The following is a 26763-nucleotide window of genomic DNA, read 5'->3' on the forward strand; positions in this document are numbered from 1 at the left end:
GTAAAGTTCAGGCCGCTATCCTGTACCACGCTCTGTGCGGGTATCGGCGTCGCCACCACCGGTGCATCGTTGACGTTGGTGACGGTCAGGCTGAAATCCGTATGCACCGTCGCGTTGCTGCCGTCGGTGGCGGTGACGCGAATAGACAGGCTACCGACATCGGCATTGCCCGGCGTGCCAGAGAAGGTGCCGGTGGCTGGATTAAAGGTGATCCAACTTGGCAGCGGTGAGCCGTCGGCAAGGGTGGCGCTGAGGGTCAGGGTATCGCCCACATCCGGATCGGTAAAGGTGCCTGCCGGCACGCTGAAGTTCAGGCTACCATCTTGTACAATAGTCTGATCAACCACCGGTAGGGAAACCACTGGAGGAAGATTACTGTTGTTGACCGTCAGCCCAAAGGTGGTACTGGCTGAGGTATTGCTACCGTCGGTGGCGATGACGCGGATAGACAGGCTACCGATATCGCCATTGTCTGGCGTACCGGAGAAAGTGCCAGTGGCAGGGTTAAAGCTCAGCCAGCTTGGCAGCTCTGAGCCATCTGCTTGTGTGGCATTCAGCGTTAGTGTGTCTCCGTTATCGACATCAACAAAGGTACCTGCGGGCACCGTGAAACTGAATGCCGCATCTTTAGTTGCGCTTTGGCTACTTATGGCACTCACTACGGTAGGCGCATCATTCACGCTGGTTACCACCAACGATGCCTGCGCACTATTGGTGGAGAATGCACTGCTGCCACCCGTGGTCGCAGTGTCCGCCAGGCCTTTGCTGCTACCTGCCGTCGCCGTACCACTGGTTTGATCCCACGCCCGGAAACTCAGGGTTGCGGTTTCGCCATTGGCGCTGTCTGGGACATAGCGAAGTTGCGCTGATGAGTTGAGTAACAGCGCCGAAGACGCCGATACCGACCCCAGGTTAAACCAATTGGCACCACTGTCGGTAGAGTATTGCCAGCCGCCACGCCCCACGCTGCTCGTAATCGCAAGGCCGATTTGTGCGCCACTGTCCACATCGCCATAACCGGCCTGACTCAGCAGCAAGGTCACTGCCGTGGCCGCCGACGTGGTATTTTCATTGGTGCCGGTTAGTGTCGCCGTCGCCGAATTATTCAGCGTTGGCGCATCGTTAACAGCGGTGACATTTAGCGTCATGGTGCCGGTATTAGCGGAGGAGTCTGTGCCGTCGCTGACCGTCCAGGTAAAGGTGGCATAACCGGCGCCGTTGGCATTGGCCTCCGGGCGGAAGGTTAGCTTGTCGATATCGGCCGCACTGACTACCGATCCATTGCCCAGTAAGGTATCGCCGACACCGCGCACACCGTCACCGTTGGCATCAATAAACAGCTCGCCCGCCGTCGGCGAGGTGATGAGGGTGATAGATTGCAGCGTATTGCCGCTGTCTACATCACTGAAACCAAAGTCTGAGGCAGTAAACGTCTGGGCAGTATCTTCGTTGAAGGTTTTGCTAATGCTGGTGTCGCTGATGACCGGTGCGTCGTTGACCGCCGTTACATTGAGGGACATGGTCCCTATGTCAGTGGACGATGCTGTACCATCGCTGACCGTCCAGGTAAAGGTGGCATAACCGGTGCCGTTAGCATTTTCTGCCGGAAGGAAGGTCAATTTGCTGATGTTGGCCGCGCTGACTGTCGCACCATCAACAAGCAGCGTATCGCCAACGCCGCGGACACCATCACCGTTGGCGTCAATAAACAGCTCACCGGCGGTCGGTGCGGTGACGATGGTCACGGCTTGCAGCGTGTCGCCGCTATCCACATCGCTGAAACCGAAATCTGAGGCGCTAAAGGTCTGGGCACTATCCTCATTAAAGGTTTTACTGACCGATATATTGCTGATGGTCGGTGCGTCGTTAACCGGCGTAATACTCACTATCGCCTGATTGGAGCCACTGCTGTTGATCGTACCATCATTGAACACCCAGTTAAGTGTCACGCTGGCTGGCGGATTGTCAGAACTGTTGGCATAGGTCAGCGATTGCAACACCGCATTGACTATCGCCGAGGTGGCATTGCCATTGAAGGTCAGCGCCAGTGTACCGCTGGAGTTGGTGGTGACGTTACCGACCGTCGTCCCGTTGTAGGTAAAGCTTTGCCCCGCGGCCAGCACCCCCAACAGCCCGCTATTGCCGAAGTTATCCTGACTGTTCGCCCCGCCATTACGCGCCAGAGTGAGCGATGCACCGCTATAGTTGCCAAGACCCCCACTCAGGGCATCCAGCTCGGTATCGACGACGGCGACGTTGCTATCTATCACTACCGCGCTGCCCTTTTCAGTAAAGGTTGCGCCACCGTTGAGGTTACTAAAGACAGGGGCCGAATTGGACGAGGTGGTGACATCGACCTTAGTGGCGCTGAGTATCTGGTTGTTGGCGCTGTCTTTTGCCACTATGTACACATCGTAGCTGGTTGCGCCATTCAGCCCCGTCACGCTAAAGGACGTGGTATAGGGCGCGCTGCTGACGACCTGGCTGCCGGAACCGATCGCCGTCGCGCCTGAGGCATTCTGCCCGGAGATAACCTGGCTCACACTGGGTGCCGACGCGCCGTCTGCCACAATGACGTAATAAATGGTGCCCGCTTCATTGATGCTGGTGGAGAGGTTAAAACCGCCCACGGTGGCGTTGGAGACGCTGGGTGACTGGTCAAACGTGGGGGCGATATCATCTACCACCACCAATGACACCACTTTGTCATAGGTAGCGGCACCGTCAGATACCTGTAGGCGTACCGAGTAGGTTCCCGCTGCCATGCCAGTGGCGTTGACTGCTTTTAGGGTGTTGCCGCTAATGGTGAAGAGCGCGTTATCGGTACTGCCGCTGCCACTCACCAGACTGTAGGTAAACACCGAGGAATCCACATCGGTCGCCGTCAGGGTGGCAACAGTGCCGTTGCTGCCGAGCGATTGCGCAAAGGTGGTGGCAGAGAGCGTAATATCGGTCGGTGCATCGTTCACCGGCACCACGGTGATGGCGCTGCTGATATTCGGCGCAACGGTATTGTTGCTGGTGCCGGAATCGGTCAGTTGCGTCAGCGTGACCGTGCGTGTGGCATTGCCGGGGTTGTCGCTGCTGTTGCCGTAGGCCATGCCGGACAGCAGGCTGCCCATGTCGCTGTTGCTTAGCGTGGCACCGGTGATGCTGACGGTGGCGATACTGCCGCTCAGGCTGACACTGGCGGTGCCAAAGCCGCTGCCGAGCGAGACGCTGTTACCGTTGCTGAGCGCGACATTGATGCCGTGAAGGGTCAGGTATTCGGTGCTGCCCGCAACGTTGCTAACGGTGAATGCCGCACTGGTGAAAGTCTGGCCGGTATCTTGGGTATCGACGCTGACACCAGTAAACAGGCCGACAGCCGTGCCGTTCTCGGTATAGGTGGGGTTGGCCCCAGTGGCGGTGACGCTGGGAACGTTATCGGTGGACGCAGCGAGAGGTGCGGTGACGATATTATCCCACGTGACAGTACCGTTACCGGTTGCGGCTGTTGTTAATCTCACCTCGTCAATATTTTGAAATGCATTGGAGAGCGTCACCGTCTGGAATGTTGTCGTGAGGGTGATGGTTTGGGTTGTACCCGCCACCGCGCTACCGTCTTTATAGCCAGTGATGGTGAATGTTGATGCGTAATTACCTAGCCCTCTAAGATCAATACTCGATAGTTTGAACTCGCTGCCATCCGTCGATTTAAACCCAAAATAGTTAAGATTTCCCCCAGGAGTAACAATCGTATTCAGGACCTGATTACCGCTAAGTGAAACAGTTTGAATTGTTACACTGCCAGTACTGTTAGCAACGTAGGTAAAACCGTTGTTGGGGTCGTCATAAGTTTGGAGACCCGGTTGGACGTTGACAAATGGCGTCGTGCCTGAGAACTGTGAGAAATCGTTAGTACCATACGTTGGGGAAGCCAACAAGCTATTGTATTCTTGCGCGATGGCCCCCAGTGCTGCATTGGTTGTCTCTATCTTGCCGACCGTTGTTTCCAACTGCCAGTCTCCTCCTTTGGCCGTTGCACCCGTCAAATCATCTGAAGCGGCGATGTCTGCCTGAGTCAACTGTGCGAGTAAAGAGACGAAACTTTTTCCTGTATCCTGGGCGATATCGCAGCCATAGAGCAGCAGATCGCCGTCCTGTGTTAGTGCCGTACCAAATTTGGCCAGATCGGCCGAGCGCTCTACAGCCGTAGCACTATCAAGCGTCAGGTTGCCAAGGCGAACCTGCCCTTCACTACCGTGGCTCAATATATGGATCGCGTCGTAACCCTTGTGGGTTTCAGCCCATGTTGCCAGTTGGCTCAGGCCATCTTTGCTGCTATCTAATAAAAACACGTCAACGCCAGCGGGGACATTACCGATCAGGGTTTGGTAATCCGTCACTGCTGTATCAATAAATACGGCTTCTTTGCGTGTTATTTCACCGGCAACCGCCTGTACAACGACGTCAGTCGTGATGTCATGCGTGGCACTATTTTGATTGGATGATGTGTTGTTCTCCGATGCGGCCTCAGCAGAATGGTTTGCGGTCTGTGTAGGATGAGAAGAGGCTGTGGCGTCACTCGAATTACCGGTTTCGGCCTGAGTCGCCGTTGCGGCTATTGCGCCGTCAAATAAGACGCGGGATTCAAGCACACAACCAAGAGGAGCGGAATAATCCTGCTCAATGTGGTCAGTTGGATTGTCACTTTTCTTACTGAATAATTGGCGCCACAGCATAAGACATACTCCAGAGTGGTGTTAGTACGTATAATTTTTCTACAGCTAATATCGGGAAGTCATCACTAAATACAGACTATCGGTACGCTTGCCATCGTGCGTACAAACAGACCACTCCTATGCCCATCATTAGATTACATATTACGCTTTTACTTTCACAATCTTACAAATGTTGCGCTCCCCTGAAAATCAGGGAAGCGCATGGTTATTAGTTTGGATTTACAGGAAAAATGCCTATAGCAGCGATGCACGCCGTTAACCCTACACTGGGGTTACGAACACTGAAAGGTGTGCCGCCAATATTAGGGGAAATGGTTATACCTGTTAGGCTAGTTGCACTAAACGGGGCAGAAAATGGCTTCAACGTCGTGGTGGGCGCGGCATTACTATAAATTTTCGCGGGTGAATCAGCTCCCCCAAGCGCGCTTAAATCAAACGAAGGAGACGTTGTCGCCAATGATGTCGTGTTGTCTGGTACGTTAGTCGTTGCCGCACCGTTCACCACAGGAATAGCGATAGAAGCCGTACCGCTAACGCTTCCTGAAGCGGTAATGGTAGCCGGGTGTATGTGTGGGGCAACATTACTTGTCGTCAATGAGACATTCTCTGCCCCAAATACTTGTGCACGAGTGACATTGGCTAACCCAGGCCCTTGTCCAACCCCTACCGGTACGCGCCCACGCATGTCGGGGAGCGCAAAGTTACCTTGCTGTAGAGAGCCTCCCCAAATATTTCCGATCAAGGCATAAAGCGCCTGATATTGATTGATTGTCACCGTTTGTCCATTTGCAGGCAGATAGCCCTCTGGGCAATAACTGGTGACCATATAACAAATAGAGCCAATGTAAGGCTCAGTACTGCATGCAGATGCGGTAGCTGATTGCGATAGGCCTACAGCTAACACAGTTGCGATCGCAGATTTGGCAAACAGACGCTGAACGCATTTCATAAACATCTCTCCTTGGAATGGGGGACAGTTCCACGCTGGGTGAAATATATCTGATGATTTTGATGCTTGGTCTTGTGATGCCTAACTTCGCTTGCTAAGTAAAATGTAATTTTATGTAAACAATAAAACAAAATTACATATAAAAAGTGAAACTAGCAATATCCTTTTACATAGGCGAATAAGAAAAAGATTTGTTTTTTTAAGTTATTGATTTTAATTGATATTTATTTGTATTTTTAAAGGGGGATGTGCTGAAATTGCTTGCGATATGTGTCCGTTGTCAACGTAATACAAAACCAGAGAGAAATTTATTTGTTAATGAAATGTAGTGTATGTTCGACGCAATAGGTACGTGAAAACGTTAGGTAATCTTATTAACTGATGAAATCAGAAAAGGTATAATGCTTTTCTACAGAGTCTGGAGCATATCCTGCTCTAGATACCAGCTAAGACAGGCGTATATATTGAGGATAACCAACCCGCTAAAAACCACTTTCCCTGATACCCAATGCCGCTACCCGACGCCACACCGTACCAAGAATAGATTCCTTTTCTCCTTCCAGAATGACGCTGCCCCGTAGAGGCTGTTGCAGCGGCAGGAATGGCTCTTCCTGTACCATGAAACGAACGCGGTACTGCGCCTGCACCGGTTGAGGATTGTGGTCGTTGTCGCGTCGCACGGCAATCGGGCCGTGGCGATCGGACGCGAGCATTTCTTGTTGCAGGTAAGCGCTGCCCGTGGGGGCAATATTATGAAGCGTGACGTCAATACGTGGGAAAGCGGGATCGTCGGCAAGGAAAATACCCTGCATGCCCTCTTGAGTACGCATGAGTGATTCTTCGGGTATATAGCCAACTACCCGTCCCTGCATGGGTTCCACCACACGTAGTAATGGCGTATCCGCCGTTAGCCAGCGTCCTGCTGTCATGTCACGCGCCAGATCGCGTACCACACCCGCTTGCGGTGCCCGAATCGTTAAGCGTTGACGCTGTGCTGCCAACCCTCGGTAGCGTGCTAACGCCTCCGCTAACTGCCGATCCATGACCTGAATTTCACTCGCGGTTTCCTGCCGTGCTGCTCCACGCTGTCGCTGCTGTTGTAACTGGGTGATACGCTGACGCTCAATATCGAGACGATAATCCAGATCGACTGACGTTAGTTCCAGCAGAATGTCTCCGGCATCCACCCGCTGACCATCTGTAACGTGTAGCTGGTTAACCTGCGCCGGTACCGGGCTGTAGAGGGTGCTGACCTTCTCGGCTTCCAATACTGCAGGAATGTGGATACTGCCGCCCCATGGATAGAGCAGAATAAACAAGAGGGCTGAGCACAGCAGGGCGCTGCGCAAAAAAGCGATAGGGTGTATTGATTTGCGCATTGACCACCAGGCATAGGCTTCTTTGGCTATCGGTAGCGCGATAAACCAGACGATCTCAACCAGCATTAAACCAATGCCGATCACCTTGATAAAAAAGTGGTAAACCACCAGCGCGATGCCAAAGAATAGGAAAAAGCGCCATATCCAGGAGGCATAGCCCCACACCAGCAGTTTGCGTTGCAGGGAGGGAGAGAGGTTTTCCGGCGCAGGATGACCATGGCCAAACAGACTTTCCCGCAACCGCCAGCGGCAGAGCGCATAGGCGCGTTCTTGCAGATTTTCTACGCGCCAGAAATCGCTAAGTAAAAAGTAGCCATCGAAGCGCATCAAAGGGTTAAGGTTTACAATCAACGTGGTCAGCCACGTCGCGCTGGAAAGCATAAACGCGGCCGTTCGTGCTGGTCCATCTGGCAGTAATGCCCAGGCCAATAGCGCAAGAACCGCCAACATCAGTTCGGCCAGAATACCGCCCGCACCGATCAGCAAGCGTGCCTGACGATCCTTGAGTTTCCAGGCGTCGGTGGTGTCGGTATAGAACAGGGGAAATAACACGATAAAGGCAACGCCCATGCTTTGCACACGACAACCCGCCCGTTTCGCCATGAAGGCATGGCCTAGCTCATGGATAAATTTGGCGAACACCAGAGAAATACCAAACACGGCCATGCCGGACAGACTGAAGAGGTGTGGGAACGAATGGGTGTAACGTACCCAGTCTCGACTGACCAAAAATAAACCCAGCAGCAGGATGAATGGAAATACCCAAATCAGAAAGGGCGCCCCATAGCGCTGTAGCCACGGCCAACAGCGGTTAAGTACCGGATCGGGTCGCCACAGAGGAATACGGAAAAACAGATACTGGTGCAGCACGCTTTTCCACAAGCTGGTGCGCATCGCCTGAGCTTTGCTCAGATAGCGCTGACGTTGTTCCGCATCGCTTGCCGCGATTAAATCGTGCTGGCGCAGGAACTGCAGTAGTTGCTCCAACTCTTTCACTCTCAGCGGCAGGCCGGGCTCACTGTTGGCGGCGGCCAGAATCTGCTGCGGCTGGCGCAATGGCCAATGACGCAACAGGCGGATAGCCGAGGGGGTCAGGGTAAAATAACGTCCGGTTATAGGATCGGACAGCACCCACTGCGGGGCGCCGTTGATGCCAGGAGCCGATTCTACCAATTGAAGATCGGCGCGCAGGGGAGGCAGATGCGGATTCATAGTCCAATCGCCTGACGGATCACTGCCAGCGGGCGACGGAACAAATAAACGGCAAGGGGAACATAGTCGCCGGAAATTTTTGCTGTGCCGCGTAGGCCGATACGTGGCGGTGTGTCAGTGAAACGTGCATCCAGACGGTAGGCCAGATTACCGGCCGGTGTCTGTTCCGACTCATAGGCGATACGTTCTAACAATGCGGCGTGCGGCGTCAGTGGATCGCTGTCCAGAAACAGAGTAATAGGCGCCTCTTGCGGCAACTGGATGGCGTCGCCGACGTCCAACTCAATGCGTAACGCGGTGAGAGCGGGGTCTGCCAACTCCATCAAACGTTCGCCGGTGCGTACCGGCTTCCCCATCCAGCGCGTTGCGTCGGCAAATACCGCAATGCCATCCCGGTCAGCGCGGATTTCTGCGCGACCCAGCAAGGCATTCGCGTAATCGCGTTCCGCACGTTTTTGTGCCACCTGCGCGGCGAGAAAGTCGAGTCGGGCTTTGGAGTCTGCATCCTGAAACGCACGCTGAGAACTCGCACGATGCTCCGCTTCGGCGACGTTCAATGCACGTTCGGCTACATCTGCCTGGGCTTTCAGGGTTGTACTGTCAAAGCGAACCAACACCTCCCCTTTACGTACACTCTGGTTCGGTAACACCGTGAAGGATTGGATCACGCCGTCTAACGGGGCGGCGACAACACGGCCCTGATACGGAATAACCTCGGCGGGTGCCAACACGGATTGGCGCACTGGAATGAACAGGCAAGCGAGCAGTAGCAGCGCAGGGACGGCGATTTTCCACCGAGTCTGTCGGCGACGCCAGCGGGTCGTTTGTGGCTCGAGTGCCAGCCAGGCATGGCTAAAAGCCCCACTGAGCTGCTCTGCCAGCACGTGATCGGTACTCTGCCAGGGTTGCTCTCTTGCATACCAAATACCACCGAAGGGTTTCCCCTGACGATCGTTGAGGGGGGACCACAATGCCTCAGGGGCTGAGAGTGCCTGCCAATCTTTACGGCTTTGTTCATCAAGCTGTGAGGCTTCAATCACCGCGCATTTAGCTAACGCTTTCTCATCCACTGACGACAACTGGGTGCAGGCACGTTCGATAAACGCAACAAAAGGGGCATGGGGTGCGGGTTGTGTGACACCAGTCACCGCGCGTACCCGGCCATTGATGATCAGTGCGGCATGGCGAAAACCAAACAGCGGCTGGCTGTCGTTGACGATGCAGTAGGCCAGCTCTTCGGTGCTCTTTGCGGTTCGTGCTTGTCGTTCAACGTCAAGAAAGCGGGCAAACACGGCGGTACTGGCAGAGGTTGGCGTGGTGCTCACTGTGCCTCCGAAAATTGTGCTGTACCGCTCATACCTGCCATTAAGGTATTGTCCGTGTGGGCTAGCGTACCGGTGAGTCCTAGGGTTTGGCTGCTCTCATCAATGCGTGCACCAAGCCGTGCGACTTTGGCTTGTAACGGTTTTCCGGTTTCATCCGGCGTGAAGGTAAAGACTAATCCGGGTTTGAGCACCGACAGAAGTCGTGATGGGACTAGCAGGTTGATCTCTAGATTGCGGTTATTCACCACGTCCAGCAGTGGAGCGCCTTGCGCCACGCTCTCAAATGCCTGCGCACGGCGTTTCACCACCTGACCGTCGAAGGGGGCTGTGATACGACAACGATTAACCTGAATCTGATAGACTTGGCTTTCTGCCTGAGCTTGTGCAAAGCGAGCTGCGGATAACGATACCGCGTGTCTCCCCACTGATTTCATCTGTTCCAACTGCTGATTTTGGCTTAGTTCCGCTTCTGCGGCGCGTGTAGCAGCAGACGCCGCAGCCAATTGAGCTTGGTAAATGGAACAGTCAAACCGTACCAACAGATCGCCTTTCTTGAAGGATTCCCCTTCTCTAAACGGTATTTCCACTATTCGTCCAGCCAGTTCGCTGGACAGCGTGGCCTGTTCCACCGCGATCAGAATGCCGCGAGCCTGATTGTCAGTCGGCGTGAGAGACGGTGTGTCATGAGAGGGCGTTGCCAGAAGTGGGTCGCTCGTTTGCGCATGGGCCGCAAACGCGAATAAGGAAAGTGCCAGCAATGGGAAAGCGTGGCGAAATATTACGTTACTGAAACCATCCACACTGATCTGCCTTATTTGTTGAGGTGTGTGCCACGTCAGAAAAGATAAAGGGGCTTTCTGAATTTTCGCTGATTAGCGGTGCTTATTTTGGGAAATATAATGGTACAAAATGTGCTGAATTGACAACAGGAATAGAGCGCCGTTCTCGCCTTAGCTTGTGGCTTTAGCAAACGCTTGTGTGATTTGAGGCTCGGTGGAGAGTTGCACCTGAAAATAACAGGGGACAGCGATGCTGCCCACTAACACGATGTGCTTGATTTTCCTTACGATAAGAGAGGAAACCCGTCGTGGCCTACTGATGCTCCTGATGAGCATCATCGCCAAATGTGATCGCTCGTCCACGCGCATCCATTTTCGCTTTGTCGCGGTTGAAGCCCATTTTGGCGCGAACGCCGCCGAGCATGCCGCTGCGTTGATAGATTTCGTTCGCCCGATCGTGGTTGTACTGGCTATCGGGGCTGATTTCCAGTGCACGATCGATCCACACTTTGGCCAGATAGCTATTCTGAGCCACGCCCGCCCCGTTACGGAAAGCATATGCGTAGTAACCTGCCGCATAGTCGCGGTTATCATCATCGTCGTCGTCCCATAATTCGGGCAGGACGACATCCACACAGCGCGTCTGATCTTCTGGGAGGTTGCTAAACAACCAGAGAGTACTGAGCTCTCTTGCCGAGCGTTGCCACACGGTTCTGCCCAGATTAGGGCTACGCAATACGCTGAACAGCAGTGTGCTGGCACGCTCATATTGTTCCGGTGTCAGCGTGTCATTTTCATTGATCAGATTATAGGCCACGTTGTACATGCTAATGACATGACCTTTCTCTGCCGACACCCCCTTCCAATAGCGTGATTTTTCGTGATCTTCATAAGGTGAAGGGTTGCGGCCGTGCATGCGTGATAGATGGCCCGAATAAAGGTCACCGAGTGATGCCATTGAGGAGACGTCCCCCCAGCTCGCGGCTTCGTGTAAAAGAAAGACCCCTGCCTCTTCAGAAACGGATTCGAACAGGTTAGCGGCCGCCTGACCGAAGTTTGTATCTGATTTCATGAAGCGGCAACGTGCGAGCAGCGCATCGCTATCAAATTGGCCTTTTGCGATACCGTAGAAGCCAAATTTACTGGCGAGCGCGGCGATAGCGGTCTCATACGCTGAATCCGCCCACGCCTGACAGCGTTCCAGAAATTTTGGCATTAAATTAAAGCTATCTTCAATACCGGCAAAGTTCACACAGCTGATTAAGGTGTCGAGCATGCCCTCATCAGGGTGTGATTCAGGAAGATCAACCTGCCATGCTTCAACCATCAGGTCATAAGCCTTCTGCATATCGACCTTATTCCAGTGGATCTCGCCATCTTCTTCAGTTCGCGCATACGTGCTGAGGAAGCTGGCATATTGGCGTAGTACCTTAGCCCGAACATCCCCATCAAGTTCAAGCGTCAGCAGCCAGTCGAAGGTTTTTCGGCAGTACGCCACATTTTCCGTGTCCTGGGCATCGGGCAAGAGCACGTCATAGCCAATGTAGTCCCAACACTGCGTCACGCGCAGGCTGTTACGTTCTGACTCTGTCAGTGCTTCGCACAGTGGCCCATCAATAAATTCAGTCATTATTTCATGACTACCACCCCAGCGTGGATACAGGAAGTAAACGCACTCTTTGCGAATCGCTAAGTCTTGAGGACGAGTAGCTAAGGTGACGCGCAGCCAGTAGTGCATGGGCTCTTCCCATTCGTGCTCTTCTCTGGCTGGCAGAGGAGCGGGCAACGCGACAGGAAGCTCAACAAGCGCGGGTGCGCCTTCATTACGCAGGTGCTGTAGACCTGCCTCCCAAAGCTCGGGCTCAATCTGCGCCTGACGCTGTGCGTAGGTCAGCGGTTTACCGCCTTGCAGTAGGACACCCAGCCACTGTGGTTCGCCTAAATAGCAGGTCAGACGAAACAGACGTGAAAAGGTCAGGGCAGGTCGCTGATGTAGCGCATTGGCGCGAAGGTAAGCCGCGACGCCCAGATCGCGAGCCAGTTCCGCGCCCATCCAGCGATCGTCTTCGACATATTCTCCGCCGTTTGAGGTACGAATCCGCGCGGCGGCGTTCTCCCAATATTGCCCGGTGAGATGATGCGCGTGATAGCTTTCAGGGTAGGCGGCAACCCAGGACTGTAAATGCGACAGGATATCGGCATCAGGTACTGCTGGGTCAAAGAGCGAATTTACGTGCCAGAGATAGGTATAAGGCAGATTAGGGCCGTCCAGCCAAACCTGATGTTCTTGTTCCAGCAAGGTATCAAGCGCATCGAATTGATGTGTCGCGAACATGTCGCGCACCTGCGCGCGGCGCTTAACCAATGCGGTGAGTGAGTCAGAAATTGATGTCATAGCGTAAATTCTTAGCCTGTTGTTGAGTCATCATGCCGACAACATCGCGCGTGATAAGCGGCATGTGCAGGCAAGATTTCGGGGATTACTGTGTTGTATCTACTTGATAATGATTACAGTTATACCAACAAACCGGTATTCAGACAGTGTTATTTACATAAATGTAAATAATCGTTTAAAACGGTGTAAATGGGGAAGGGAAGAGGAAATGGTGGGCTACGCTCATTGAGACCATGATGGTCTGGCATGCAGTGAATGAGGCTTTATGCATGACGCTCCTCTTAAGGGCATCATTGCCCGCGGGTTTATTGGCGATGGCTTATTAATGACTATCCGATGACGACCTCGTGGATGCCAAAAACCGATTGGCTGTCACATAGCTCATCAACAATACGAAAGACAGAGGATACTGGAAACTGTATTCATGATCGCAGAGGATGAATGCAATGATTACGATCTGCTGCTCGTCAAACGGCGCGCACCGCAGATGAAGCTGATGCGCGTGTGGCGTCAGGGCGTGCGTGTATTCTGATCATGCCGAAACTCATCTACCTCATTGGGCCTTCCGGCGCAGGCAAAGACAGCCTGCTGTGGGCGATACGCCAACTGGCGCTGCCACGCCTGTCTGGTTTTCCGCTATCCCACAGATGGACGTTTTCTTCCCTGGACATTTATGGTCAATGGGCAACCTGTTAACGTGAAGCTCAACCCCAAGTTTATCAGTGATGATATTGATATTATTGTAAAAATAGCAGTAAACGGAGGCGGCGTTACCCGTCCGGCAAGCTTTGTTGCCCAGCCGTTGATAGACAGTGGTCAACTCACGCCTTTGTTCTGCTCGTAACCACGTAGAGTCTTTACCGATGAATATTTATGCCTGTGTCAATGAACGTTCGGCACTGAATTCAAAGGTAAGGGCCTTTATTGCGTTTTTAGAAGCTGAGATTTAAGACGAGGGCGCAGCGATTTTCTGCGTAAATGCAGGATCAGTGCTAGGCTGGTTTTTTTGAGTTAGTAGTGCTGGAATCGGGGTTGTATCGACGATTAACGTGCTTTTTATTATTGTTTTTGTTGATATTTATCGCAAGTAGCGCCCCATTAAAGCCCCCATAAAAATCGCTTTTTTTGTGATGATTGTCGCGATGAATCGGTGTTTTAGCGGTTAACGGCGCTAAAAACGTGGTTTCATCTCCTATGCAGGCAACAGCCGATACCTCTCTGTGTTGAATATCTTTTAAACGTAGACTTGATATGTCAGATTCGTGATTTTTGAGATAATAAAAAATGATATTATTTATAATGTATTGATTATATTGGTATTTTAAATATTATTTTGAGATATCGTCATGCTCTATTTGAGATAACTACGTATCATGGCTCAATTTAATCACTTTGAACTCTCGCTCCTGAACCCCAGTTTTGACTCCCCTTTGGTCGATGCGCTGACGGAACTGGAGATCCTTCGGCATCTGAGGTTGGAAACGGATGTTCACCCTATTCTGTTTGCGCAGTTGAAAGCCGTTTTCCACATGCTGGAGAGTTTGGGTTCTGCGAGGATTGAGGGAAACCACACCACGCTTGCCGACTATGTGGAAAGCAAAGTTGAAGGAACACAGGGTTCGACGGATCAGCTCAAAGAAATCAACAATATTGAAGCCGCGATGGAATTCATCGACGAGCATCTAAATAATGGTGATGAGATAACGGAATATTTTATCCGCGAGCTACATAGCCTGGCGGTTGTCGGGCTGCAACAGGAAGGCGACAGAACGCCCAGTGCTTATCGACAACATAACGTCAGCATCGCTCAGTCTGACCATTTACCGCCGGATCATATCCATGTTCCTGACTATATGTCAGAACTGACCGCCTTTATTAACCGTGCTGATAAACCAAAATATGATCTGATGAAAATTGCGCTGGTGCATCACCGCTTCGGCTGGATACACCCCTTTGGCAACGGTAATGGCAGAACGGTCAGACTGCTGACCTATGCGTTATTGATCAAGTATGGTTTTAATGTGCAGGCAGGTGGCCGGGTTCTTAATCCGACAGCGGTATTTTGTAACGATCGCGAGCGTTATTACGCCATGCTGTCGTTAGCGGATAAAGGAACTGGGCAGGGATTAGAAGAATGGTGTTTATATGTACTTTCGGGAATTTCATCTGAGTTGAAGAAAGTCGATCAACTGACAAATCATGCTTTTTTGAGTACGAAAATACTGTATCCGGCGATCGACTTTTCATCTGAAAGAGGGCTAATAAACCCGTTGGAATCTAAAGTTCTTAAACGCGCTGTCGAGCTAGGGACGATAAAAGCGGGTGATCTCCGTACCGCTTTACCTGGCATGAAACCAGCGCAGGTGACTTATCAGCTCGGTAAATTGATTGACCGGGGACTGCTCCAACCAGTGGAAGAAGGTGCTCGTTCCTATACGGCGAAGTTTTCTAACTCATATCTGATTCGTGGGGTGATTAAGGTTCTGAAGGAAGAAGGGGTTATTCCTGATTTGTGATGTGTCCTTACTCATTTGTCGTTCGATGGACATCCCATAATCCCAAAAGCAAAAAACCAGCCGTTAGGCTGGTTTCTTTAAATGAGTGGTGCCCGGACTCGGAATCGAACCAAGGACACGAGGATTTTCAATCCTCTGCTCTACCGACTGAGCTATCCGGGCAACGGGGCGCATTAAACCTTAATCCCGTATGATCGTCAACCCTATTTAGGGAAAAGCTGTTCAACTGCTTAACTTTACGGCAATCTGATCGGGTAGGCGTCGATTTTGCACAAATCTTCCAGAATTGATGCCTATGAACGGGTAATGCTGATAGCGAAAAGAGGGGAGCGAGATGGCGAACGACTGGCTTGAGCTACGTCAGCATGCAGATACGGGAATTGAGACGATCAAGGCGCATTTTGAGGGGCACGCCTACGATCCGCACTGGCACGATAGCTACCTTGTAGGGGTGACGCTTTCTGGTACGCAGCAGTTTCACTGTCGCCGTGAGCGACACCGGAGTCGTCCGGGGGACGCTTTCTTGCTGGAGCCGGGTGAAATCCATGACGGTGACGCGCCGGTAGATGGCGGGTTTACCTATCTGACGTTCTACCTCGACGAGAAATGGCTGACTAACGCGCTGCACGGCTTATATGCTTCCACGCCAGGAAGTTACTCGCTTCATTTTGCGCAAACACTCACGCGTGATCCACAGCTGGTTCGTTCGATTGGCGACACGTTTGCCACGCTTCACAACGATGAAATGAAAATTGTGCAGCAGAGCACCATGGATAACCTGCTCTCGCAGATCACCGCACATTGCCACTGGCGAAAAAGGTTACCCTCGCAGATGCAAAGCACGGCCGTGGCTCATCGCGCACGCGATTATCTTTATGCGCATTTGGGCGAAAATATCGGTCTGTCTGACCTCGCGCGGGAGACGGGCACCGATCGCTTCACGCTGACACGTTGTTTTAAACGTGAATTTCATCTGGCTCCGCACGCCTGGCTTATCCAGCTTCGTTTGGCGAAAGCTCGGCAGTTATTGGCATGTGGCGATCAGCCTGCCGACGTGGCTGCGACCTTAGGTTTCTCCGATCAAAGCCATCTTGGTCGTTGGTTTCAGCGGGCGTATCGGATCTCGCCCGCCCATTACCGTCGGTTGTGCACAAACCTTCCAGACGTTTCCAGAAAATAGCGGCACAGTCAGGGCTCTTAAAAAAAGGAGTGACCTGTGAGTTTGATGCCGTTTCTGCTGTTTGCATTTGTCGCCTCAATAACGCCGGGGCCAACGAATATCCTGATTTTGACCAACAGCCAGCGCCATGGCGTGAGAAACACGCTACCCGCAGTGGTCGGTGCCTGTGTGGCAGCAAGCGCTATCGTCCTGATTTCCGGTGCTGGCGCGGGAGAGATGCTGCGTCAGTATCCGGTGGTTCGTCAGGTGATGAGTTGGGCGGGTGTGCTGTGGCTAAGCTGGATGAGCTGGCAGTTATTCAGGGCACCTGCGGCTAACCTCTCTGGCGAATCGCACAACCGTTTTACGGCTCGTGCTGCGGCGTTGTTACAGGTGATTAACCCAAAAACGTGGATGATGGCATTGGCTGTCGTGAGTTTGTTCGCCCCTGCGGGAGAGCATGCGTTGCGGGAGATATCGATAATGGCGCTGTGGTTTTTGATTATCTCGATGGCCTGTCTGGTGTGCTGGGCAGGGCTGGGGAAGGCCGTGAACAGGGTGTTTCGCACCACCGTTGCAATGGTGCGCTTTCAGCGCCTGATGGCGCTGTGTCTGTTCGTTTCCGCCTGGGCAGGTATGCTCGCTTAGGTCAACGCGCCGTTTTTGCGGCACAGCGCAAAGCGTAAGACATCTTCTGCCAGCCGCTGAGCGGTGGCGATGCTGGTGGCCTGATGCTTGACCAGCAGGTTGCTCAGGCAGCCTTCCAGAATCAATTCCATCTGCTGTGCCACCATTTCGGGATCGTCGGTTTCCAGCTCTTCCAGCAAATCGCGGGTGTACTGGTAAGACGCCAGCTTCTGCTGTTCCGCAATCTGGTGGATAGGGTGATTGATATCAGGAAAGAAGCTGCACGCCGCAATAAACAAGCAGCCCGGATAACGCTGTTTGTTCACCGACTCGTGCAGTACCTGATAGCGTGCCAGCAGCTTTTGCTCGATGCTTTTCTCGTCGTCCAGGAGAAGCTGACGCCGCCAGGTATCGACCTGCTGACTATGGTGGCGCAGGCCGTCGTACAGCAGTGCCTCGCGATCCGGCCAGAATGGAGTCAGTTCCTCTACCGGAACGCCTAGTCTCTCCGCCAGCATATCCAGCGTCGTCATGGCAAAGCCGTGCTGCTCCAGCAGAGTAAGCGCATGTTCAAGAACATCTTCCCGTTGCATTAGGTCTCCTCCAGAAGCACATATAACGTGTTGTTTATGGGCTGAACTTCTGTAAATGTGCCTGAAATTGTTCAGCATTCATAAAACCGGTGACGCGCGAGCCGGGGATCTCTTTCCCCTGAGCGTCAAAGAATACGATGGTCGGCAGCCCTAAAACCTGTAGCTTTTTCAGCAGCGCGTTTTGTTCTTCGCGGTTAGCGGTGACGTCCGCCTGTAGCAGCGTGATGCGCGACAGGTGGCTTTGCACTGCCGGGTCGCTGAACGTGTATTTCTCGAACTCTTTGCAGGCAACGCACCAGTCAGCGTAAAGATCGAGCATAACAGGCTGAGCGCTCTTTGCCAGCGCACTGTTGAGATCGGCAATATTGGCGACAGGGGCGAAGTTCAGTGCTGAGGTATGAGCTTGCGCCACGCCAGCCGGAGGAAATACCCAGTCTTGCAGCGGCTTGGCGCTGATCACCACCCCTGCCAGCAGCAGTAGCTGTACGCCACGCATCCAACCCTTGCTGCTGCGCAGCGTCAGCATGAGCGCCCAGCCAAAGAAGGCGATACCCAGTGCGCTCCACAGCCGCATTCCCCACGTCTCGCCCAGAATGCGTTCCAGCAGGAAGACGGGCAGTGCCAGAATAATGAAACCAAACGCTTCCTTAACGTACTGCATCCACGGGCCGCTGCGTGGCAGCAGTTTGTTACCGAACAGCGTGACCAGAATGAGCGGTAAGCCCATTCCAAGCGCGTAGAGGTAAAGCGTGCCGCCGCCTGCCAGCATGTTGCCGCTCTGGGCGATGTAAAGCAGGATGGCGCTGAGCGGGGCGGTGGTGCAGGGGGAACAAATTAGCCCAGCCAGCGCGCCCATGCAGAACACGCCGGTAACGGAGCCGCCTTGCTGACGGTTGCTCCACTCTGTCAGTCGGGTTTGTACCGATGACGGGAGCTGGAGCGTATACAGGCCAAACATGGACAGCGCCAGTGCGGCAAACATTACCGACAGGCCAATCAGAATGTAGGGATGCTGGAGCGCGGCCTGAAAGCGCAATCCGGCGGCGGCGACAACCAGCCCAAGCAGCGTGTAGGTCAGCGCCATGCCCTGAACGTAGGTCATCGACAGCAGTAACGTTCGACGCGGCGTCAGCTGTTCTTTTCTGCCCAGCACTAGGCTGGCAATCAGCGGGTACATCGGCAGGACGCAAGGGGTAAAGGCGACGCCGATACCAATCAACAGCGCCCACCACGGCGAGAACGGCATCGGTGTGGTCTGCGGCAGTGCTGTCTGGGCTGATGCGGTATTCGATGTGTCTGTGCCTGCATTAGCCAGCACCTGACTGAGAGGAACGACGCGCGTTTCCGGCGGATAGCAGAAACCCGCATCGGCGCAGCCTTGATAGGTGACTTTAACGGTCGCGCCGCTCTCGGCCCGTTCAATGGGAACCGTTAGCGCCAGCCGATCCCGCAGGATAAAGACCTGACCGAAGAATTCGTCGTTATGGCCTTCGCCCTGTGGCAGTTCCACCTTGCCAAGTGTGGCACCGTTACCTTCGATCTTGATCTGTGCGCGATACAGGTAGTAATCGGGATGGATGTCCCAGCGCAGGTTGAGTTGGTTATCCTGCTGCTGAAACTCAAAAGCGAAAGCGCCATCGACCGGCAAAAAGCGTGACGTCGTGCTGTTGCCAAACAGTTTCTGACCGAAAGAAGAGGCGGCCACATTGGGTGTGCCGAAAGCCGTCCATAACAGGAAAATCAGCGTAAAGATGCGTTGAGCCATGTCAGATAATCGCTATCGCCCCCGGATACCGGCAGAACTAACAGCTCCGGCGTATCGTAAGGGTGTTGTTGTTTCAGGTGAGTCAGCAGGGCTTGCTGATGTGAGGTGTCGCTTTTTATCAGCATTTGTACTTCTGATTGCTGTTCGAGCTTGCCTTCCCAGTAGTAGAGCGAACGTGCGCCGGGCAGCAGGGTAACGCAGGCGGCGAGCCGCGTTTCCAACAGCGAGTCGGCAAGCCGTTGCGCGCAGGCGTCGTCAGGTGCGGTACATAATATGACGACAGCATCGCAAAGCGGGCGGTCAGACATCACATCCTCCGTGTCAGATGAACAAATTCCAGACAACCAGAGCCACACTATACCTTGCTTTATTGTTTGAAGGGAATGCGGCGGATCGACGAGTTAAGTCGATCCGCGAAGTGCTGCCTGAAAGGCAATTTTTAGATCAGGATGCTGCCGAGGATAAAGCCAAATATCACCGACAGCGTAATCGCCATCACGCCCGGAATCAGGAAGGAGTGGTTAAACACAAACTTGCCGATGCGCGTTGAACCGGTGTCGTCCATCTCCACGGCGGCTAACAGCGTCGGGTAGGTTGGCAGAACGAACAGCGCGGAAACGGCAGCAAAAGACGCGACGGCCGTGACCGGAGATACGCCCAGCAGCAGCGCAGCAGGCATCAGTGCTTTTGCCGTTGCCGCCTGCGAGTAAAGCAGCGTGGCAGCGAAGAACAGCACGACGGCCAGCATCCACGGGTAGCTTTGCAGCAGTGCACCAGCGGTATCCTGAATATCGGAAATGTGCGCTTTAACAAAGGTATCGCCCAGCCAGGCCACGCCCATCACGCAGATACAGGCGCTCATGCCGGACTTAAACGTGCTGGCAGAGAGGATGCGCGCGGTGTCGATTTTGCAGGTGATGCAAATCAGCGTGGCGATCGTCAGCATAAAGACCACAATCGCTTCGTTACGTGGCAGAACCGGATTCTGAATCAGCCCAACCGTGCCGCTGATCGCCGTGGCATACAGCACGACAGCGACGATGCCGATCAGAAATAGCATCACGGAAAGTTTGGCGCCCGGTTTGATCTCATGCTGGTTATTACCGCGCAGCGTGGTTTCACCTTTTTTCAGACGCTCCTGATAAATCGGGTCATCTTTCAGCTCTTTACCCAGAAAGTTGGTCACAATCGCCGTCAGCATGATCGCGGCCAGCGTGGTCGGAATACAGATACCCAACAGCAGCAGATAGCTGACGCCGTGCGGTTCAAGAATACCCGCGACAAACACCACCGCCGCAGAGATTGGCGAGGCAGTAATGGCGATTTGCGAGGCAACGACGGCAATCGAAAGCGGACGAGAAGGGCGAATCCCCTGCTCTTTGGCAACTTCAGCGATAACCGGCAGGGTGGAAAACGCAGTGTGTCCGGTTCCGGCCAGAATCGTCATGAAGTAGGTGACCAGCGGCGCGAGAAAGGTGACGTATTTCGGGTGTTTACGCAGCAGTTTCTCCGCCAGACTGACCAGATAATCCATTCCGCCCGCCACCTGCATTGCGGCGATGGCGGCGATAACGGCCATGATAATTTCAATGACATCAAAAGGGATTACGCCGGGCTTTATCTGAAACCCCAGTGTAAGAACAAGCACTCCCAGGCCACCGGCGAAACCAATGCCGATGCCTCCCAGTCGTGCCCCCAAATAGATGGCGAGCAGAACGATCAGTAACTCAAAACCAAGCATGACTATGCTCCTTAATTAATAATAAAAATTTCATAACTTATTCTTATGGCTGTATGCAGCAAAAAATAAAGGCACGGCGTTCTTCGTGAACGGACGTGCCTGTGGGTATTAGATGCCGGTGTTAGGGAAGCTCGTTTTCATCGGTATAGCGTTTGGCTTTGTACGCCGGATGCATCAGGTTCTGGATGGAGAAAATGTCATCCAGTTCGGCTTCTGTCAGCAGGCCGCGCTCCAGGACAACTTCACGCACGCTTTTCCCCGTTTCCGCGCAGATTCTGCCGACGATATCGCCGTTATGGTGGCCGATGAACGGGTTCAGGTACGTCACAATCCCGATGGAGTTGAAGACATAGGCCTCGCACACGCTCTTATTGGCGGTGATGCCGTTGACGCATTTCTCCAGCAGGTTGTAGCAGGCGTTGGTCAGAATGTGGGTTGATTCAAACATTGCCTGACCGATAACCGGCTCCATCACGTTTAACTGTAATTGCCCGGCCTCTGATGCCATCGTGACGCAGGTATCGTTACCGATGACCTTGAAGCACACCTGATTGACGACTTCCGGTACGACCGGGTTAACCTTGGCGGGCATGATCGAGGAACCTGCCTGTAGCTCCGGCAGGTTGATTTCATTCAGGCCAGCGCGGGGGCCGGAAGAGAGCAGACGCAGGTCATTACAGATCTTCGACAGCTTCACGGCCAGCCGCTTCAGCGAGCTGTGTACCATGACATAGGCGCCGCAGTCTGACGTCGCTTCGATCAAATCTTCTGCTGGCACACACGCCAGACCGCTGACTTCCGCCAGCCGCTGTACCGCCAGTTGCTGGTAGCCGTCTGGCGTATTCAGACGTGTACCGATGGCGGTAGCCCCCAGATTGACTTCAAGCAGCAGCTCCGCCGTGCGCAGCAGGTTTTTGATTTCTTCCTGCAACAGCACGTTAAACGCATGAAACTCCTGGCCGAGCGTCATCGGTACGGCATCCTGCAACTGAGTACGCCCCATCTTCAGCACGTCTTCAAATTCTTTGGCTTTGCGCTCGAAACCATCGCTCAACTTCGCTATCGCCTCGGTCAGCTTAAGTACGGACGCGTAGACCGCGATACGAAATCCGGTGGGGTAGGCATCATTCGTGGACTGGCATTTATTCAGATGATCGTTGGGGTTCAGATACTGGTATTCGCCTTTCTGGTGGCCCATCAGTTCCAGACCAATATTGGCTAATACTTCGTTGGTATTCATATTGACCGACGTGCCAGCGCCTCCCTGATAGACATCGACCGGAAACTGATCCATGCATTTTCCGTTATTCAGCACTTCATCGCAGGCACGGATGATGATGTCGGCGATTTTTTTCGGGATAGTTTGCAGTTCTCTGTTCGCCAACGCCGCAGCTTTCTTCACCATGACCATGCCGCGTACGAACTCGGGAATGTCGCTGATTTTATTGTTGCTGATATAGAAATTTTCGACGGCGCGCAGCGTATGAACGCCATAATACGCGTCTGCGGGAACTTCTCGGGTGCCTAACAGGTCTTCTTCAATACGGATGTTTTCTGACATGAGAGTGCCTATCCTGTTGTGCGACTAGTGATGCAACTAGACGCTGTGGGCTGGTGTGTCGGGCGGCGTTATCGTGGGAAACTGTTATCTCAGAAAACGTGCTCTCTCAGGCAAACAGTGTGACCCTGGATAAACCGTCTTATCTCGGCAATAGTCTCGGGATGTTTGACCAACCAAGTATCCATTGCCGTGAGGATATGTCGTTATGAAAGCGAAAAACAGGTGTTTAGATCACTATACTGGCGTTCTCTACCACTACGGTAAATGAACTGTGACTGTAGTCACGAGTCACTATTTTAGAACACTATTCGTGAGGCGACGGCTTGAAAATGCGCAAAGCCATCCCCATTTAAGTCAATCACGATGTGCCGGATCGCTGAGCAGAGCGCGCATTTTACCTAATCCATTGGTAGTAAAAGTCGATGGGCAGTAACGCGTGCTGGGTTTTCAATCGCGATGGGCTTAACACGTTATTATTCACACACGTTTTTATTAAAACAGTACGCGTAAAACACACAGGAGAACCGGGTGCGCTGGTTACCGTTATTACTTATTTTTCTTTTGGCTTACATCGAGATATCGCTGTTTATTCAGGTGGCTGAGGTGCTGGGCGTCGCCATGACCCTGCTGCTGGTGGTCTTCACGTCCTGCGTGGGGGTCTCGCTGGTGCGCAATCAGGGGATGAAGACGCTGGTGCAGATGCAGCAGAAAATGGCAGCAGGTGAAAGCCCGGCGGCTGAAATGGTAAAAAGCGTGTCACTGGTGCTGGCGGGCTTCCTGCTCCTGATTCCGGGTTTCCTGACTGACTTTCTGGGGCTGCTGCTGCTGCTGCCACCGGTGCAGAAAAGGCTGACGCTCAAGCTGATGCCTCACTTGCATGTCTGGCGTTCTGGTTCTGGATCGGGCCCCGGTGCGTCGTCTTCCGGCGGTAACACCTTTGAAGGTGAATATCAGCGCAAGGATGGCGGGCGCGCAAATATTGAACACCGTGACGATAATGACAACCGTTAACGTCAAGACGAACTGAAAAGCAGATAAGGATTATCATATTGATAATCCTTATTTTTTATCAGCTGTCAGCGACAGGCGGACGCCTAACGCAAAAAAAATGAATTTTTTCCCTTGAAGGGCGGTGAAACGCCCCCACTTAGAACACCACAAGGCCGATTATGAAAAGCATAATCGTTATGAAACATAGTTGTTATGAAGACATAGTCGGCGTTTATCCTAAACCGATATGGACTTTCTCAAAGGAGAGCTATCAATGAATATTCGTCCATTGCATGACCGCGTGATCGTCAAGCGCAAAGAAGTTGAGTCAAAATCTGCTGGCGGTATCGTACTGACTGGTTCCGCTGCTGGTAAATCTACCCGCGGTGAAGTTCTGGCCGTAGGTCACGGACGTATCCTGGAAAATGGCGAAGTGAAGCCGCTGGATGTGAAAGTTGGCGACATCGTTATTTTCAATGATGGCTATGGCGTGAAAGCAGAGAAGATTGATAACGAAGAAGTGTTGATCATGTCTGAAAGCGACATTCTGGCAATTGTTGAAGCGTAATTGCGCGTAATCATCTGAACTGAAAGAATTTGAGGGAAATAGACCATGGCAGCTAAAGACGTAAAATTCGGTAATGACGCTCGCGTGAAAATGCTGCGCGGCGTAAATGTACTGGCTGATGCAGTGAAGGTTACCCTGGGCCCGAAAGGCCGTAATGTCGTGTTGGATAAATCCTTCGGTGCACCGACCATTACTAAAGACGGCGTATCTGTTGCGCGTGAAATCGAGCTGGAAGACAAGTTCGAGAACATGGGCGCACAGATGGTGAAAGAAGTTGCCTCTAAAGCGAATGACGCAGCAGGCGACGGCACCACGACCGCAACCGTATTGGCGCAGGCTATCATCACTGAAGGCCTGAAAGCTGTTGCAGCGGGCATGAACCCGATGGATCTGAAGCGCGGTATCGATAAAGCCGTTATCGCTGCTGTTGAAGAGCTGAAAGCACTGTCTGTACCGTGCTCTGACTCTAAAGCTATCGCTCAGGTTGGTACCATCTCTGCTAACTCCGACGAAACCGTAGGCAAAATGATTGCCGAAGCTATGGACAAAGTCGGTAAAGAAGGTGTGATCACCGTTGAAGAAGGTACCGGTCTGCAAGACGAGCTGGACGTGGTTGAAGGTATGCAGTTCGACCGTGGCTACCTGTCTCCGTACTTCATCAACAAGCCGGAAACCGGTGCTGTAGAACTGGAAAGCCCGTTCATCCTGCTGGCTGATAAAAAAATCTCCAACATCCGCGAAATGCTGCCAGTACTGGAAGCGGTAGCGAAAGCCGGCAAACCGCTGGTTATCGTTGCTGAAGATGTTGAAGGCGAAGCGCTGGCAACGCTGGTGGTTAACACCATGCGTGGCATCGTTAAAGTGGCTGCGGTGAAAGCGCCTGGCTTTGGCGACCGTCGTAAAGCAATGCTGCAAGATATCGCGACGCTGACTGGCGGTACCGTTATCTCTGAAGAGATCGGTCTGGAGCTGGAAAAAGCGACGCTGGAAGATCTGGGTCAGGCAAAACGCGTTGTGATCAACAAAGACACCACTACCATCATCGATGGTACGGGTGAAGAAGCTGCGATCCAGGGCCGTGTTGCTCAGATCCGTCAGCAGGTTGAAGAAGCAACGTCTGATTACGACAAAGAAAAACTGCAAGAGCGTGTGGCTAAACTGGCTGGCGGCGTAGCCGTTATCAAAGTTGGCGCAGCAACTGAAGTTGAAATGAAAGAGAAGAAAGCACGCGTTGAAGATGCCCTGGCTGCGACTCGCGCCGCGGTAGAAGAAGGCGTGGTTGCGGGTGGTGGTGTTGCGCTGGTTCGCGTTGCAGCTAAACTGGCTTCTCTGACTGCTCAGAACGAAGACCAGAACGTGGGTATCAAAGTTGCGCTGCGCGCGATGGAAGCGCCACTGCGTCAGATCGTTTCCAACGCTGGCGAAGAGCCATCTGTGGTTGCGAACAGCGTTAAAGCAGGCGAAGGTAACTACGGTTACAACGCAGCAACTGAAGAATACGGCAACATGATCGACTTCGGTATCCTGGATCCAACCAAAGTTACCCGTTCTGCGCTGCAGTTCGCGGCTTCCGTTGCTGGTCTGATGATCACCACCGAATGTATGGTTACCGACCTGCCGAAAAGCGATGCACCTGACTTAGGTGGCGCTGGTGGTATGGGCGGCATGGGTGGTATGGGCGGCATGATGTAATGTGACACCTTGTTGCCGGAAGCCATTTTCTGGTGAAAGGAGTCAGGTTACAGAAGCTCGTCTTTCTGTCCTTTAAAGAGCACTATCTGGTCGCGAGACTGGGTGGTGCTTTTTTTATGCGCGGCATTGCTGAAATGTTGCCGTATCGTTGATGAATGCGTTTATCGCGTGTTATCGGGGGAAGCATTCTGCGCTACAATGCGGCGTTACTTTATTTACGAATACCTTTTTATTCAAAACAACCCTGTTTCGGAGTAGGGACAATGTCTGACGATGCGTCTACGCTTCTGCGCTCTATTTCCTGGTTTACTGAGCCTCCTTCGGTATTACCTGAGCACATTGGTGACTGGCTGATGGAAACCGGCTCCATGACGCGGCGACTTGAAAAATATTGTGCCCAACTGAAGACCATCCTGTGCAGTGAGAAATTCATTACGCCACAGGTACTGGGCGAAGAACGCGAACAGTTGCCGTACAGTGAACGTTACTGGCTGCGTGAAGTGGTGCTGTATGGTGACGATCGTCCCTGGCTTTTCGGCCGTACCATTGTTCCGCAACAGACGCTCGACGGCACGGATTCAGCCCTGACGAAAATAGGCAATCAGCCGCTAGGTCGCTACCTGTTTGGGCAAAAGGCGCTGACGCGTGACTATATTCATACCGGATGCAGTGAAGGCTTATGGGCGCGGCGTTCCCGCCTGTGTGTCTCGGGTTATCCGTTACTGTTGACCGAGCTTTTCTTACCGGAATCACCGATTTATTTCAGCCGGTGATGAAGGTTGGCAGGT

At 53.0% G+C, this 26763-nt stretch carries 18 protein-coding genes, 1 tRNA gene and 2 pseudogenes; 9 read left to right on the plus strand and 12 right to left on the minus strand.

All coding sequences use genetic code 11. The annotated features are described in order from the left end of the window. The 6 genes from H0248_RS02720 to H0248_RS02745 all read right to left on the minus strand — a co-directional run. A partial coding sequence (locus tag H0248_RS02720) for a DUF4347 domain-containing protein (RefSeq protein ID WP_180784655.1) occupies nt 1-4724 on the minus strand: 4724 nt, incomplete at its 3' end. 208 nt (nt 4725-4932) lie between these two features. Next, entirely contained in the window at nt 4933-5673 is a 741-nt protein-coding gene (locus tag H0248_RS02725) for a phage tail protein (RefSeq protein WP_180784656.1), read from the minus strand. Nucleotides 5674-6155: 482 nt separating this feature from the next. Further along, the gene (locus tag H0248_RS02730) at nt 6156-8264 is read right to left on the minus strand and encodes an HlyD family efflux transporter periplasmic adaptor subunit (RefSeq protein ID WP_180784658.1); all 2109 of its coding nucleotides are present in this window, start codon (nt 8262-8264) and stop codon (nt 6156-6158) included. Beyond that, a complete protein-coding gene (locus tag H0248_RS02735; RefSeq protein WP_180784660.1) occupies nt 8261-9589 on the minus strand; it encodes an HlyD family efflux transporter periplasmic adaptor subunit in 1329 nt (442 codons plus the stop codon). Before H0248_RS02735 ends, H0248_RS02730 begins: the two co-directional genes overlap by 4 nt. After that, nucleotides 9586-10389: an efflux RND transporter periplasmic adaptor subunit gene (locus tag H0248_RS02740; RefSeq protein ID WP_180784662.1), complete on the minus strand. Its 804-nt coding sequence runs from the start codon at nt 10387-10389 to the stop codon at nt 9586-9588. Before H0248_RS02740 ends, H0248_RS02735 begins: the two co-directional genes overlap by 4 nt. Nucleotides 10390-10681: 292 nt before the next feature. Then, the gene (locus H0248_RS02745) at nt 10682-12763 is read right to left on the minus strand and encodes a DUF4034 domain-containing protein (protein WP_180784664.1); all 2082 of its coding nucleotides are present in this window, start codon (nt 12761-12763) and stop codon (nt 10682-10684) included. 534 nt (nt 12764-13297) lie between these two features. Here H0248_RS02745 and H0248_RS02755 point away from each other — a divergent pair. The 3 genes and pseudogenes from H0248_RS02755 to H0248_RS02765 form a co-directional block, all read left to right on the plus strand. Then, nucleotides 13298-13390: pseudogene (locus H0248_RS02755) on the plus strand (ribose 1,5-bisphosphokinase); the annotation flags it as partial. Further along, nucleotides 13380-13713, plus strand: a pseudogene (locus tag H0248_RS02760) (LysR substrate-binding domain-containing protein); the annotation flags it as partial. The pseudogenes H0248_RS02755 and H0248_RS02760, both read left to right, overlap by 11 nt. 423 nt (nt 13714-14136) lie before the next feature. After that, entirely contained in the window at nt 14137-15279 is a 1143-nt protein-coding gene (locus H0248_RS02765; RefSeq protein ID WP_180784666.1) for a Fic family protein, read from the plus strand. A gap of 86 nt (nt 15280-15365) precedes the next feature. On the opposite strand, the gene H0248_RS02770 is transcribed toward H0248_RS02765, so the two are convergent. Beyond that, nucleotides 15366-15441, minus strand: a tRNA-Phe gene (locus tag H0248_RS02770). Between the two features lie 172 nt (nt 15442-15613). On the opposite strand from H0248_RS02770, the gene H0248_RS02775 reads away from it, so the two are divergent. Both H0248_RS02775 and H0248_RS02780 read left to right on the plus strand, forming a co-directional pair. Next, nucleotides 15614-16459: an AraC family transcriptional regulator gene (locus H0248_RS02775; protein ID WP_180784668.1), complete on the plus strand. Its 846-nt coding sequence runs from the start codon at nt 15614-15616 to the stop codon at nt 16457-16459. A 36-nt stretch (nt 16460-16495) separates the two neighbouring features. Continuing rightward, the gene (locus tag H0248_RS02780; RefSeq protein ID WP_039515101.1) at nt 16496-17086 is read left to right on the plus strand and encodes a LysE family translocator; all 591 of its coding nucleotides are present in this window, start codon (nt 16496-16498) and stop codon (nt 17084-17086) included. On the opposite strand, the gene H0248_RS02785 is transcribed toward H0248_RS02780, so the two are convergent. From H0248_RS02785 to aspA, 5 genes are all read right to left on the minus strand, one after another. Next, nucleotides 17083-17658: a transcriptional regulator gene (locus H0248_RS02785; RefSeq protein WP_180784670.1), complete on the minus strand. Its 576-nt coding sequence runs from the start codon at nt 17656-17658 to the stop codon at nt 17083-17085. The genes H0248_RS02780 and H0248_RS02785 overlap by 4 nt on opposite strands. Nucleotides 17659-17692: 34 nt before the next feature. Beyond that, nucleotides 17693-19423: a protein-disulfide reductase DsbD gene (locus H0248_RS02790; protein ID WP_180784672.1), complete on the minus strand. Its 1731-nt coding sequence runs from the start codon at nt 19421-19423 to the stop codon at nt 17693-17695. Then, a complete protein-coding gene (cutA, locus tag H0248_RS02795) occupies nt 19399-19731 on the minus strand; it encodes a divalent cation tolerance protein CutA (protein ID WP_010286405.1) in 333 nt (110 codons plus the stop codon). The genes H0248_RS02790 and cutA overlap by 25 nt, the downstream gene beginning before the upstream one ends. Before the next feature lie 131 nt (nt 19732-19862). Continuing rightward, nucleotides 19863-21164, minus strand: coding sequence for an anaerobic C4-dicarboxylate transporter (locus H0248_RS02800; protein ID WP_180784674.1), 1302 nt, complete (start codon nt 21162-21164; stop codon nt 19863-19865). 121 nt (nt 21165-21285) lie between these two features. After that, on the minus strand, nt 21286-22725 hold the full coding sequence (gene aspA, locus H0248_RS02805) for an aspartate ammonia-lyase (protein WP_180784676.1): 1440 nt from the start codon (nt 22723-22725) through the stop codon (nt 21286-21288). 528 nt (nt 22726-23253) lie between these two features. On the opposite strand from aspA, the gene H0248_RS02810 reads away from it, so the two are divergent. The 4 genes from H0248_RS02810 (at nt 23254) to ubiC (ending at nt 26748) form a co-directional block, all read left to right on the plus strand. Beyond that, nucleotides 23254-23736 (plus strand): FxsA family protein, encoded by a 483-nt coding sequence (locus tag H0248_RS02810; protein WP_110163441.1) that lies wholly within the window; start codon nt 23254-23256, stop codon nt 23734-23736. A 253-nt stretch (nt 23737-23989) separates the two neighbouring features. Beyond that, nucleotides 23990-24283, plus strand: a complete 294-nt coding sequence (locus H0248_RS02815; protein ID WP_005971295.1) for a co-chaperone GroES — start codon at nt 23990-23992, stop codon at nt 24281-24283. Nucleotides 24284-24328: 45 nt separating this feature from the next. Continuing rightward, the gene (gene groL / locus H0248_RS02820; protein ID WP_010282899.1) at nt 24329-25975 is read left to right on the plus strand and encodes a chaperonin GroEL; all 1647 of its coding nucleotides are present in this window, start codon (nt 24329-24331) and stop codon (nt 25973-25975) included. Nucleotides 25976-26238: 263 nt separating this feature from the next. Further along, nucleotides 26239-26748 carry a chorismate lyase gene (gene ubiC / locus H0248_RS02825; protein WP_180784678.1) on the plus strand — a complete coding sequence of 170 codons (510 nt, stop codon included), beginning with the start codon at nt 26239-26241 and terminating at the stop codon, nt 26746-26748. Nucleotides 26749-26763 lie beyond the last annotated feature (15 nt).

The sequence above is a fragment of the Pectobacterium brasiliense genome, assembly GCF_013449685.1.
Taxonomy (GTDB): domain Bacteria; phylum Pseudomonadota; class Gammaproteobacteria; order Enterobacterales; family Enterobacteriaceae; genus Pectobacterium; species Pectobacterium brasiliense_A.

Bases quoted from the DNA above. Each gene is read 5' to 3' on its own strand.
- H0248_RS02725 (WP_180784656.1), bottom strand. From the start codon at position 5,673: ATGAAATGCGTTCAGCGTCTGTTTGCCAAATCTGCGATCGCAACTGTG.
- H0248_RS02730 (WP_180784658.1), bottom strand. From the start codon at position 8,264: ATGAATCCGCATCTGCCTCCCCTGCGCGCCGATCTTCAATTGGTAGAA.
- H0248_RS02745 (WP_180784664.1), bottom strand. From the start codon at position 12,763: ATGACATCAATTTCTGACTCACTCACCGCATTGGTTAAGCGCCGCGCG.
- H0248_RS02765 (WP_180784666.1), top strand. From the start codon at position 14,137: ATGGCTCAATTTAATCACTTTGAACTCTCGCTCCTGAACCCCAGTTTT.
- H0248_RS02775 (WP_180784668.1), top strand. From the start codon at position 15,614: ATGGCGAACGACTGGCTTGAGCTACGTCAGCATGCAGATACGGGAATT.
- H0248_RS02785 (WP_180784670.1), bottom strand. From the start codon at position 17,658: ATGCAACGGGAAGATGTTCTTGAACATGCGCTTACTCTGCTGGAGCAG.
- H0248_RS02790 (WP_180784672.1), bottom strand. From the start codon at position 19,423: ATGGCTCAACGCATCTTTACGCTGATTTTCCTGTTATGGACGGCTTTC.
- cutA (WP_010286405.1), bottom strand. From the start codon at position 19,731: ATGTCTGACCGCCCGCTTTGCGATGCTGTCGTCATATTATGTACCGCA.
- H0248_RS02800 (WP_180784674.1), bottom strand. From the start codon at position 21,164: ATGCTTGGTTTTGAGTTACTGATCGTTCTGCTCGCCATCTATTTGGGG.
- aspA (WP_180784676.1), bottom strand. From the start codon at position 22,725: ATGTCAGAAAACATCCGTATTGAAGAAGACCTGTTAGGCACCCGAGAA.
- H0248_RS02815 (WP_005971295.1), top strand. From the start codon at position 23,990: ATGAATATTCGTCCATTGCATGACCGCGTGATCGTCAAGCGCAAAGAA.
- groL (WP_010282899.1), top strand. From the start codon at position 24,329: ATGGCAGCTAAAGACGTAAAATTCGGTAATGACGCTCGCGTGAAAATG.
- ubiC (WP_180784678.1), top strand. From the start codon at position 26,239: ATGTCTGACGATGCGTCTACGCTTCTGCGCTCTATTTCCTGGTTTACT.